The organism is Parabacteroides goldsteinii DSM 19448 = WAL 12034 (assembly GCF_000969835.1).
In the GTDB taxonomy this organism is placed as follows: Bacteria; Bacteroidota; Bacteroidia; order Bacteroidales; family Tannerellaceae; genus Parabacteroides; species Parabacteroides goldsteinii.
The window spans coordinates 302764-316231 of record NZ_KQ033913.1 but is presented as its reverse complement, the minus strand read 5'-3'; the positions used below and the strand labels follow the sequence as shown (position 1 = coordinate 316231).

Annotated in this window: 5 protein-coding genes; 4 read left to right on the top strand and 1 reads right to left on the bottom strand. The window is 39.1% G+C overall.

All coding sequences use genetic code 11. The features are described from left to right. Window positions 1–11 precede the first annotated feature (11 nt). Window positions 12–3194 (bottom strand): SusC/RagA family TonB-linked outer membrane protein, encoded by a 3183-nt coding sequence (locus HMPREF1535_RS14345; protein WP_082207543.1) that lies wholly within the window; start codon window positions 3192–3194, stop codon window positions 12–14. A 724-nt stretch (window positions 3195–3918) separates the two neighbouring features. On the opposite strand from HMPREF1535_RS14345, the gene HMPREF1535_RS14335 reads away from it, so the two are divergent. The 4 genes from HMPREF1535_RS14335 (at window position 3919) to HMPREF1535_RS14320 (ending at window position 13440) form a co-directional block, all read left to right on the top strand. Continuing rightward, window positions 3919–7086, top strand: coding sequence for a SusC/RagA family TonB-linked outer membrane protein (locus HMPREF1535_RS14335; protein ID WP_046146663.1), 3168 nt, complete (start codon window positions 3919–3921; stop codon window positions 7084–7086). A gap of 12 nt (window positions 7087–7098) precedes the next feature. Further along, window positions 7099–8691 (top strand): SusD/RagB family nutrient-binding outer membrane lipoprotein, encoded by a 1593-nt coding sequence (locus HMPREF1535_RS14330; protein WP_046146662.1) that lies wholly within the window; start codon window positions 7099–7101, stop codon window positions 8689–8691. Window positions 8692–9116: 425 nt separating this feature from the next. Continuing rightward, complete coding sequence (locus HMPREF1535_RS14325) at window positions 9117–10259, top strand: AAA family ATPase (RefSeq protein WP_007652634.1); 1143 nt, start codon at window positions 9117–9119, stop codon at window positions 10257–10259. Between the two features lie 265 nt (window positions 10260–10524). Further along, window positions 10525–13440 (top strand): SusC/RagA family TonB-linked outer membrane protein, encoded by a 2916-nt coding sequence (locus HMPREF1535_RS14320; protein ID WP_262362565.1) that lies wholly within the window; start codon window positions 10525–10527, stop codon window positions 13438–13440. The last annotated feature ends 28 nt before the right edge of the window (window positions 13441–13468 follow it).

The following is a 13468-nucleotide window of genomic DNA, read 5'->3' as shown; positions in this document are numbered from 1 at the left end:
ACATTTACGGATTAGAAATTCAATGAGATACCGCCCGAAATAGTACGGATCGGTGAATAAACATTATCAGAAGCCACATAACCCTGACGTGGATCCAAGCCTTTACGTGCTGTGAGCAATGCCACATTATCTGCAACAAAATACAAACGAATTCCTTCTATCTGGAACTTCCGTGTCAACGATTTCGGTAATGTATAACCGAATGTGATATTCTGCAAGCTCAAATAATCGGAACTTGTCAGAAAACGATCCGTCAATCTGTTAGCATACTGGTCTTGTACATTCATACGTGGAACATCTGTATTTTTATTTTCCGTTGTCCAAGCTTTCAACATATCTTTATGCCATGCAGAACCCTGAGCATCTACACTCATCAAAGCCCGATATGTATAATCCAGAACACGTCCGCCTAACTGATAAGCAAGCGCAATAGAGAAATCGAATCCGTAAGCTGTAAAACCAGTTCCGAAACCACCATATACTTTCGGCAGAATATCACCTGTTACAAAACGATTATCAGATGCAACAGAATACTCTGCAGTAACTGTATTACCATCTTTATCCGGCTCCAGCAAAGCCCACTGGCTTTCACCAGTTTCCGGGTTAACCCCTACATATTTAGGCAAATAAAGTTGATACATGGATTCATCTTCACGATAAATACGAGAACCATCGATCAGCTGTCCGTTCAATTCCGGAGCTAATTCCAATACTTTGTTCTTAAAATGCGTCAAGTTCAAATTGACATTCCAACTAAAATTTTTCGTATTAATAATAGTGGAGTTCAAATCCAATTCAACGCCACGGTTCACCATAGAACCCACATTTTCCGGATAACGAGAATATCCCATAGACGGAGATACCGGTTTGAAATAAAGCATATCTGTTGTCTTACGAGAGAAATATTCTGCAGTACCACTCAACTTTCCATTCCAGAAGCTAAAGTCAAATCCAGTGTTAAAACTGTGTGATGTTTCCCAAGTGATATCCGGATTTCCTTTATAATACAAAGAGGTTGCAAAATCGCCGTTGCTATTAGATAAAGTAAGTTGATCCATATACGGATAGTAATTTCGGTTCAAACCACCCTGATACATCAGATTATCGTTACCCTGCAAACCATAACTGATTTTAAACTTCAACATATCGATCCAATTTTGGTCAGCCATAAAAGTCTCCTTGTTAATCAACCAGCCAGCGCCGACCGACCAGAAGTTACCCCAACGGTTATCCGGATGGAAAGCAGAAGAAGCATCACGACGGAAAGAAGCAGAACCGAAGTATTTTCCATCGTAATCATACTGTACACGGAATAACCAACCTTCTGTTGCATAATTATGCGTGTAAGATGAATTATTCTGATTCAAGATACCATTATTTAATTCCGGAACATTCGGATTATACAATTTCTCACGGGAGCCATATAAATAAGAATACTTATAATTATAATTTTCGTGACCAGCCAATACATCCAGGCTATGAACATCATTGAATATCTTATTATAAGTCAACAAATATTGCTGATTCGTACTGAACGAACGAATAGCTTCAGTACTGATAATACCACCAACACCACTTGTTTCTGAATACTGTCCGTAAAATGGATTGACCAAATTTTTCATACGTTCATTATTGGCATCGACTCCGATATTGATTTTAGCTTTGATTCCACCCCAAATATCGATATCTGCAAACCATTTACCACTAATCACGTCACCTGAATAGTTTCTTTTATCCAGCATATAGCTAGCCAACGGATTAGCATTCGGAACCACATTTTCACGACCGAAATTTGTATCCGAACCATAATCATAACGCTTGAAGCCACGATTATCAACCATAATATTACCCTCGGAATCACGGACATACATCGGATAAATAGCACCCATAATATTAGCTGCATAGAAAGCATTAGCATTGGAAGAACCGCCTTCTGTATCCTGCTCGCGGCTATCATAATGAGTAAACGATACATTACCACCCATCTTTAACCAGGGTTTCACCTGATAGTCCGCTTTCAAACGAGCAGTATAACGTTGGAAACCGGAATTCGGCACGATCCCCTGATCATCCAAATAACCAGCAGACATGTAATAGTTCATTTTATCCGATGCACCACTAACACTCAAATTATACTCCTGACGAACATTATTTTCAAATAATTCATCACTCCAGTTATCTGGTCTATAATAATATGTACCGTCACTATAACCGAAAGTTGCATTCGGGTTCAATTTTCCATCCATACCGATCAACTGTTCTCCGTTAGGAACAGTAAACACCTGATATCCTAAATAAGAGTTGGAAAGCATGAGTTTATTAGCATACAAATTGGCATTCACCAAATCTCCATTTGCCAGATATTTTTCCTTACTTAAATCTCCGTTGTAAATAGAAGTATAAGCCATTTCATAGAATTTACCCGGATCCGTTACTGTTTCATAAGAAGGAACAGCACGTTTGTTAACACCCCACTTAGCATCGAATGTCACACGAGAATCCCCTGACTTACCACGTTTAGTTGTAATCAAGATTACACCATTCGCACCCCGAGCGCCATACAAAGCATTTGAAGCAGCATCCTTCAATACGGTCATCGATTCGATATCGGACGTACTGATTGCAGAGATTTCGCCATCATAAGGAACACCGTCCACTACATACAACGGTTTGTTGCTAGCTGAAATAGAACCGATACCACGAATACGAACTTCCGCATCTTTACCCGGTTGACCAGTATTACTCGTTGTTTGTACACCGGCAACCTGACCAGCCAAAGCATTTGTCAAATTAGAAGCCTGACGAGCAGCAATCTTCTCTGTCTTGATAGTTGCAGCAGATCCCGTAAAGGCACTCTTCTTTGCCGTACCGTAAGCCACAATCATTACTTCGTCAATCATCTGATTATCAGACTCCATAAAGATTTTCAGATTCGTTTGAACAGAGATCTCCTGAGTCTTCATACCAACGTACGAAATCACCAGAGTCTTTGCAGAACTTGGTACATCCAAAGAGAACGCACCATCAAAATCAGTCACTGTACCGACCATCGTACCCTTTACGACAATCGATGCACCAATAATTGGCTCATTATCATCCGCCGAGATAACAGTACCTGTTACCTTCGTCGTCTGAGCAGTCGCCATCCCAATACCTAAAATTAGGCAAAACAAAAGATAAGTCAACTTTTTCATAGACACACTTTTTTATTTAACTTATAAATAACTAATTTGCACTATATTTGTGAATACTTTGCCAAAAACCTATTATAAAACATACCTGAGAGACCGCAAATGTAATAATAAATTTATTATAACAACTAAATTCTAATAACTTTTTACAAAAAAAGGACTGTTAATTAACAAAATAGCAAGTAAATCGGGTATTCCGGAAGTGAAACAGCTGCTGTTATTTTAAGATTTCCGACAAACAGACGATTTAAAATTATCTATTTTTAACCCCTTGCCTTTTACACTTCAGGCTAAGATTTATTTGACCTAAAAACCGCTGGGGACCACCCCGGTAGAAAAGCCTCGCGATTTTTTCGTTTCATTTGCCCCCAAATAAAGATGATGGATTGAAACGCAAAGCAAGTCAAAAAATATCGGCTACTAATTTTCTGTGAAAAAATATAGTCAGTCAAATCCCTCTTTTTTTGAAAATGAGTAGTAAATAAAGTCATTTCTATTTCTGTTCTAGCTAGATAGAAAATACATTGAAAAGATACCCACATGTATATCCTGTTACTTCTTTTAAATCTTTCGCCCTTGATTTTAGATTCGTTTACGCATTTTATACCAAGTTCTGCAAAGACTAAATAAAATCTTAACAAGTCTTATTTTGTCACTTAACTATCTAATTATATTGCACTTGTATATATATGGTAAATTCTATTAGTTTAATAAATAATGTGTGTTTATGATGAAAAAGTTCACTTTTATTCTGCTGTGCCTCGTAATAGGTATAAGCACTGTGGTTGCTCAGAACACGAAAGTAGCAGGTTCTGTTATTTCCGCTGATGATGGGCTGCCGGTTATTGGGGCGTCGATTGTTGTGAAAGGTACAATGGTCGGTACAGTGACAGACTATGATGGTAACTTCACGTTGGAAGTTCCTTCTAACGGTAAAGTACTGATAGTTTCTTACGTCGGTATGCTTACACAAGAAGTACCCGTTTCCCCGAATGTAAGAGTAGTTTTAAAATCAGATACTCAGAATCTGGATGAAGTTGTTGTTACAGCGATGGGTATCTCTAAAGAAAAGAAAGCATTGGGTTATGCTGTCCAGGATGTAAAGGGAGAAAAATTGACTCAGGCCGCCAATTCAAACTTAGCCGGCGCATTGCAGGGTAAAGTTTCAGGTTTGGATATCAAACCGTCTTCCGGTATGCCTGGTGCGTCTTCTCAAATCACGATCCGTGGTGCACGTTCTTTCTCCGGTGACAATACTCCGCTGTATGTAATTGATGGTATGCCTGTAACAAGTACACCTGACGTTGATACGGATTTGCAGAACAATGGTAGTGTGAGCGGTGCCGACTTCGCAAATCGTGCGGTGGATATCGACCCAAACGATATTGAAAGCATCAATATCCTGAAAGGTCAGGCAGCTTCTGCTTTGTATGGTATCCGTGCTTCTAATGGTGTAATCGTTATTACGACTAAAAGTGGTAAAGGTCTGGCTAAAGGCAAACCTCAGATTAGCTTTTCTTCTAACCTGAGTTTCGATGTAATCGGACGCCTCCCTGAATTCCAGAAAACGTATGCGCAGGGAGCTTCAGGAAAATACAGTCCTACTAACAGTTTGTCATGGGGACCTAAAATTACAGACCTTCCTAATGATCCGACTTATGGCGGAAATACAAGTAATGCATATACTAAAGAATATGGAAATCATGAAGGTATGTATTATCAACCTCAACGTGCCGCAGCAGGTTTAGACCCTTGGACTACACCGCAGGCATACGACAACGCCAAAGATTTCTTCGATACCGGCGTAACCTGGAGTAATTCTATAAATGTCGCTCAGGCTTTGGATAAGAGCTCTTATTCCGTTTCTTTGGGTAATACTCACCAGGATGGTATCATTCCTAGTACAGGAATGGACAGATATAATGTAAAAGTAAGTGCAGAAACAAAACTGCATGACAATTGGACTACCGGATTCATCGGTAATTACATTACTACGGCAATCGATAAGGCAGTTACTTCGGGTAACGGTTTGCTGAGAACTGTTTATTCCGCACCTCCAAGCTACGACCTGGCAGGAATCCCTAGCCATATCGCAGGCGACCCTTATACACAAAACTCATTCCGTGGTGCATTCGACCAGGCATACTGGGCGATGGATAATAACAAATTTACTGAAAATACAAACCGTTTCTTTGGTAATGCGTATGCAAACTACAAAACGAAGTTTGGTACGACAGACCATACATTGAATGTAAGATATATGTTCGGTGTCGATTCATATACAACAGACTATGTCGATAGCTACGGTTACGGAAGTAACACCGGAGGCGGTAAAGGCCAAATCGAAAATTACGGTTGGACCAATGCGACCTACAACTCGTTGCTGACAATTAATTATGACTGGAATATCAACGATGATTGGGGATTGAATGTAGTTGCCGGTAACGAAGTAATCCAGAGCAACAGAGGTAAATATTATGAATACGGAACAGGTTACAACTTCCCGGGATGGAATCATATCGACAATGCAACGACTCAGTCCACTTCATCCGAACACTGGAAGAAAAGAACTGTCGGATTCTTCGGAAACGTATCCGCTTCTTATAAAAACATGCTTTATTTAACCGTGACAGGGCGTCAGGACTATGTTTCAAGCATGCCGCGCGGAAACCGTGCATTCTTCTACCCTTCTGTTTCTGCGGGTTTTATCCTGACAGAACTGGATGCGCTGAAAAACGATGTCGTTAACCACGCAAAGATTAGAGCTTCTTATGCAGAAGTGGGACAGGCCGGCGATTTCCGTGAAAACTTTTATTCTGTACCGACATACGGAGGAGGTTTCTATTCTTTAACTCCAATCTTGTATCCGATTAACGGCAGTAACGGTTATACGCCTTATTACAAAATTTACGACCCGAATCTGAAGCCTCAGAATACACGTTCTTATGAACTGGGGACAGACCTGAGTTTCTTCGACAACCTGGTAACATTAAATTATACATTCTCTCGTCAGAATGTAAAAGACCAGATATTCGATGTGCCTCTGGCTTCATCGACCGGAGCCGGCAAGCTAGTGACAAATGGTGGTAAACTTCATACGAACGTACATGAAATCACTTTGTCTTTTAATCCGATCAGAACGAGAGACATAAACTGGGACTTCGGTTTCAACTGGACAAAAATAGACAATTACGTTGACGAACTTGCTCCGGGTGTGGAAAATATCAGTCTGGGAGGTTATGTAACTCCGCAGGTACGTGCAGCTGCCGGCGAAAAATATCCGGTAATATATGGTGTCGGTTATAAGAGAGATGCCAACGGTAATCGTCTGGTCGACGAAGACGGTCTTCCTATTGCCGGTGAAGCACAGGTTATCGGTAAAGTATCGCCTGACTTCATTATGGGTTTCAACACGACATTACGTCTGTGGGATTGTACAATCAGTGCAGTACTTGACTGGAAGCAAGGCGGACAAATGTATAGCAGAACATCCGGTCTGGCAGACTACTACGGTGTAAGCAAGAGAACTGAAAATCGTGAAGGAACTATCATTTTTGATGGTTATAAAGAAGACGGTACAAAAAATGATATTGGCATTACAGGTGCAAATGCACAGCAAGAATATTATAGTATCCTGAATAATATTGATGAATCTTCAATTTATGATAATTCATTCATTAAACTTCGCGAAGTAGCAGTAAGTTATCCGGTATTCAAAAGCAATTGGATGCAGGTTACTCTGAATGTTTTTGCAAGAAATGTCCTTATCTGGGCACAGGTTCCTGATTTGGACCCGGAGGCCAGTCAGGGTAACAACAACATGTCTGGTGCATTTGAAGACTATTCAATGCCTCAAACAGCCAGTTACGGTTTTGGAGTCAATGTTAAATTTTAATTCGTACGCAAAATGAAAATAAATAAAATAGGAAAGCTGTTAGCTTTTTCATTCCTGACTGCATTCAGCATTACTTCCTGTACGGAAGATGCGATGGACAAGGTTAATAACAACCCGAATAACCCGACAGATGCTCCTGCTAAGTTTCTGATTACAGACCTAGGAGTCAGTACCGGATTTGGTGTAGTTGGCGGAGACTTCTCTCTTTACTCGTCTGTTTACATGGAACATGAAACAGGCATCAGCAATCAGATGTACAGAGCGGAAGTACGCACAGGAGAACCGACTATCGCAACGACCTATAACAATGTCTGGGGAACAGTTTATTCCAATATCAAAAATGCTAAAATAGCCATTCAGAAATGCCAGGAAGACCCTTCCGAACAAGGAAATGTGGTGACTGAAGCTATTGCTAAAATTTATCTGGCCTACAATGCTGCCATTGTTACGGACTTCTTCGGTGATACACCTTTCACCGAAACCGGTATCTTGAATCCTGACGGAACTCCGGCTTATATGCAGCCAAAAATAGATACACAGGAATTTATTTATACTGAAATTCATAAGAATCTGGACGAAGCCATCATTCTTTTGGACGGCGGTAATGCCAAAGATGAAGGTCTGTCAGGTGCAGTCGGTTCAAAAGACTATATTTATTCCGGTAAAGCCAGTGCATGGTACAAGGCCGCAAATGCGTTGAAAGCACGTTATACAATGCGTCTGCTTAACAAGAGCAGTAATAAAACAAAAGATTTGGAAGATATTCTTACTTATGTAAACAACTCATTCAAGTCTGCTGCCGAAGAATGTAAATTAACTATTTACGATGGAGATTCTCAGGTAAACCCATTATGGGGTTTCAGCTATAGCCGTAACAGTTTTGCAGCTAGCGAAAGCCTGATAGACAAGTTCGTAGAAAGAAATGACCCGAGAGCACCTCAGGCATTTATCGAACCGGACCCGACAGGATATATTGTTTACGGATACGGTGGAGACCAGGCTACTGATATTGAAAGTATCAATTTCGCACCCAACGGGACTCCGGATGAAGTACAGAATATTTATGGTATGTCTATGGCCTTATGGGCAATCACTACTCCTACGCAGTTAATCAGTTACCACGAAGTGAAATTCCTTGAAGCAGAGGCTCTTTGCCGCTTAGGAAGAAAAAACGAAGCGGAAGCAGCATTGAAAGAAGCAGTAATTGCCGGATTTGCAAATACAGAAAACATGCTGATAGATGCTACTGAGAATTGGGTAGGCGGCGAAGTAAACCTGGGCGCAGATGTTGCAGAAGATTATTTCGAGAAAAGCGTAAAACCTCTGTTCGCAGTCAATCCTCTGAAAGAAACAATGATTCAGAAATACCTGTCATTCTTCGGAGCGTCAGGCGAGTCTACCGAAGCATATTGCGATTACCGCCGTATGAAAGGCGCCGGTGAAGAATTCGTTGAACTGAAGAACCCATTAAATACCAACAGATTCCCGTATCGTTTCGGATACGGTGCAGACGATGTTCTTGCCAACCCGGCTATAAAAACAGCTTTTGGTGACGGACAATATGTTTACACTGAACCCGTTTGGTGGGCAGGCGGAAGCCGTTGAGAATAGAAAGTAATAAAGACAGGAATAGGGTGTATCGGCGATTACGATACGCCCTGTTTTTTTATTGTAACACATTATTATTTATTCCTTTGCTTATGAACAACTTATTGCTTTATTTCTTATATTGGAAGCTGACGAAATCAGCGGCTGATAATTATCGGCCGTATGGTTGATAATTGTGAGCCAATCGGCCGATAATTATGAACCAATCGGTTGATGGTTATCAACCATTGATTACCTGCCGATGTAATTTAAATTAGTATGCATAGTAATCAAAAAGACATAGAGATAAATTGACCAATAGACAGGATACTTTTGAGAAGAAAGTCCGCATCTAATCAATTGATTTGAAATAGATCGATTTCAAATTAGTTAATTAGATGTTTTTCTATTACTTTTGTTCTGTTCACAAAAACAGAAGCAATATGAATACTCCATTTGTTTACGGTCGCATAGCAGACAAAGAAAATTTTACAGACAGGGAACAAGAAGTCAAACTGCTTACTCAGAATTTTAACAGCCTGGTTAATACTGTCATTATATCTCCCCGTCGTTGGGGAAAAACTTCTTTAGTCAATAAAACAGCACAGTTGTTACTGAATTCAAGTAAGGATTATTATATCTGTCATGTCGATATTTTCAATTGTCGGACGGAGGAAGAATTTTATCTTGCTTATGCAAATGCGCTGTTAAAGGTATCGACTTCCGCTTGGGAAGAATTTGTATCCGGTGTCAAAAGATATCTGGGAAAGTTGGCTCCAATCATTTCATTATCAGATACCAGTCAGACTTATGAACTTTCATTTGGCATAACTTTCAAGGATAATAAATTAACTTATGATGAAATACTGGATTTGCCGCAAGCCATAGCTAATGACTCTGGAAAAAAAATAATCGTATGTATTGATGAATTCCAGAATATCAACGAATATGAAGATCCTTTGGCTTTTCAGCGCAAGTTACGCGCTCATTGGCAAAAACAGACATCTGTCTGCTATTGCCTCTATGGAAGCAAACGGCATATGTTGCTGGATATTTTTAATGATTACAGCATGCCTTTTTACAAATTCGGAGATATTCTGTTTTTGCACAAAATAGGTAGAGCCGATTGGGTTTCGTTTATTTCTACACGCTTTACAGATACGGGTAAAAGCATATCTGAAGATTTATGTAACAGCATAGCAGCCAAGGTAAAAGACCACCCCTATTATGTCCAGCAGCTAAGCCAGCAGGTTTGGCTCAGAACTCCCCAAATATGTACTGAAGCTATCATCAGTGAATCTTTTTCAAGTTTGACAGGTCAATTAAGTCTGCTATTTGCAAATATAATAGACACGTTGAGTTCTAAACAGATAAACTTTTTATTAGCTGTGGCAGACAGTGTTGTCAACTTTTCATCCAAAGATGTATTAGCAAAATATAAATTAGGTACTTCAGCAAATATCAAAAACTTAAAAAAAGCCACCTTGGAAAAAGATTTAATCGATATTCTTCCGGGTAACGTAATAGAAATACAGGACCCTGTTTTTGAGTATTGGTTGAAAAATATTTATACAACCTCACGATAATAAAATACCTATTTAAAGGATAAAGAACGACTTGTAAAACATTAGTTAGTTTAGTTAAATTCATTATTTAGAAGGTAGAATTTGAGTATTATATTTTATAATATCAAATTCTACCTTTTGAATATACAGGAGCTGTAAGAATCTGTATTATAGACATATGTATTGGTTGTGCAATTTATTTCATTGTTGAAATCGGAGTTTACTGTCAGAAAAATAAATATTTCATTTAAAACTAATATATTGATAATCATATAGTTACAAACAACTGAGTTCTGCAAAGACTCTGGTAATTTCTTACGTAGGTATGAAAACTCAGGAAGTCGCTGTTCAGGCTGTTTTGAATATCAGATTAAATTCTGATACTCAAAATATAGACGAAGTTGTTGTAACAGCTATCGGTATTAAACGTTCTGAAAAATCATTGGGTTATGCTGTGTCGAGCGTAGGAGGAGAAGAGATTACCAAAGCGCGTGAAAGTAATGTAGTAAATGCTTTATCCGGAAAAGTTGCAGGTGTACGTATCGGACAGTCCTCTGGTACTGCGGGCGGAGCTGCAAAAATTCAAATTCGCGGAGCTTCCTCTATTGGTACGAACTCTTCACCTTTGTTTGTTGTTGATGGTTTACCTATTGATAATGGCGCTTATAATCCTGATGATATCACAGGAAACGTCGATGCCGGTAACCGTGCCAGCGACATCAGTTCAGATGATGTTGAGTCTATCAATGTCCTGAAAGGGGCAGCTGCAACAGCGTTGTATGGAGCACGTGCAAAAGATGGTGCAATTGTTATCACAACTAAAAAAGGTAGCAAGAACATGAAGACATTCATTACCGTAAATTCTTCTACGCGATTTGAGAACGTAGCTAAATTACCTGAATTCCAAAATGAATATGCTCAAGGTAACTACGGAGAATACAACGTTAAGAGTTTGAACGGTTGGGGACCGAACATTGCTAAAGCTGCTGCCGACGGTATGCAATATAATAACTATAAAGGAGAAAAAGTAACTTTACAAGCATATCCGGATAATGTAAAAGACTTTTACCAAACAGGTATGAGTTATATCAATAACGTATCTGTTGCCGGTGGTGGTGAAAAAGCAGATTTTAGAACCAGCTTCTCTTCTGTTAACCAGAAAGGTATTATACCGGAGTCTGATTATAATAAATATAGTTTTTCTGTAAATGCCGGAATGGATTTCAACTCAAAATTTTCAGCCCGTGTCTCTGCACAATACGTACGTAATGATTCCAAAGGACGTGCCGCACAAGGTTCAAACGACCCGAACTTGTTAGTGCCTCTGGTAAATGGATTGCCAAGAACTGTTGATACACGCGATATTAAAAACAATTGGGTGGACGAATACGGAAAACAAATTACTCTGGATCCTGACGGAAAAAGTAATAACCCTTATTGGATTATCAACAAAAATAAATATACGACAAGAATGGATCGTGTCATCGGCAATATCATTTTGACATATAAGCCTTTCGAAGGATTGACTATCTCAAACAATGCCGGAACTGACTTCTATAACGAAACCAGACGTAAGATATATGCAAAAGGAACTGTTGGCGAAATGGAAGGTAAATTCCAAACATGGGACTTGGCTAATAGAATTGTTAATAACGACTTGATGGTTACATACGAAAAGACATTTGATGATTTCGGAATCAAAGGTATTTTCGGACATAATATCAATCAGCGCGAATGGACTAATAACAATACATTGGCAAATGGTTTGATCGTCGATGGTCTTTATACTTATACAAATGCAAAAGCAACAAGTCCCGTAAACTACTACGAAATCAAACGCCTTATGGGTATTTATTTCGATTTGGGCTTCAGTTACAAAAGTATGGCATTCCTAAATGTAACAGGACGTAACGACTGGTCGTCTACTTTACCTGTCAACAATCGTTCTTATTTCTATCCTTCAGTAAGTGCCGCTTTTGTTTTTACAGAGTTAATGGAAAATAAAGACATCCTGAACTTTGGTAAATTCCGTATAAACTATGCAAACGTTGGTAGCGATGAAAAACCTTATCAGTTGGCATTCCAATATAAAGCTGTAAACACATATTTTTTGCAGTATAGTATTGTAAACACTTTGCCACATAATGGTTTAGTTGGTTTTACCGGACCGCGTATTTTCCCTCTGGAAGATCTGAAGCCTCAAAATCAATCTGCATTTGAAATTGGTGCCGATCTACGATTTTTTGACAATCGTGTACGTTTAGATGCTACTTATTACCGTAATGTAACAACAGATCAGATTGTTTCTATAGATGTACCTCGTTCTACCGGTTATTTTACAAATAATATCAATGCCGGTAAATTAACGAACAATGGTATTGAAATCAGTCTTGGATTAACCCCTGTCCGTACACGTGACTGGAAATGGGATTTGGACATAAACTTTGCATCTAATAAACAAACTGTAAATGAGTTGGCAGAAGGAATGACAAACTATACATTGACTTCCGGATGGAGTGGTTTACAGGTAAAGGCACAGGTTGGCGAGTCATTCGGGTTGTATGGAACAGGATGGAAACGTGATGACCAGGGAAACTTTATTATCAACGAAAAAACAGGTTTACGTGAAACAGAAAACAATGTTCGTTTAGGTGATATCTATCCTGATTTTACAATGGGTATCAATAATAGTCTTTCTTATAAAGGATTCAACCTTAGCTTCCTAATTGATATTCGCCAGGGTGGAAGTCTTTATTCAGGAACAGTTTCTTCTTTAAGATCACTCGGTCTCTCTGCTGAAACAGCTGTAGGACGTGAAGACCAATACATTGAATCAGGAGTTATTATGAATGCGGATGGAACTAGCCGTCCAAATGATGTCCCTGTTAAAAATATGCAGGACTATTGGAGTCATATGGCAAAAACATCTAATACAGAAGGCTGTGTTTTTGATGCTTCTTATGTAAAACTTAGAGAGTTAACATTCTCCTATTCATTACCCAGAAAATGGTTTAAGGATTTCTTTATCAAATCTTTGGATCTAGGATTTGAAGGTCGTAATTTGTGGTTGATCAAATCTCATGTTCCCCATATTGATCCGGAAGCTAACTTCTTTGGTACGGCTGAAATTGGTGAAGGTGTAGAATTCAACAGTATTCCTGCAACACGTAGCTTCGGATTTAATTTGAAACTGACGTTGTAATTAATTTATTATTTCAACTAAAATTAAA

Bases quoted from the DNA above. Each gene is read 5' to 3' on its own strand.
- HMPREF1535_RS14330 (WP_046146662.1), top strand. From the start codon at position 7,099: ATGAAAATAAATAAAATAGGAAAGCTGTTAGCTTTTTCATTCCTGACT.
- HMPREF1535_RS14345 (WP_082207543.1), bottom strand. From the start codon at position 3,194: ATGAAAAAGTTGACTTATCTTTTGTTTTGCCTAATTTTAGGTATTGGG.
- HMPREF1535_RS14325 (WP_007652634.1), top strand. From the start codon at position 9,117: ATGAATACTCCATTTGTTTACGGTCGCATAGCAGACAAAGAAAATTTT.
- HMPREF1535_RS14335 (WP_046146663.1), top strand. From the start codon at position 3,919: ATGATGAAAAAGTTCACTTTTATTCTGCTGTGCCTCGTAATAGGTATA.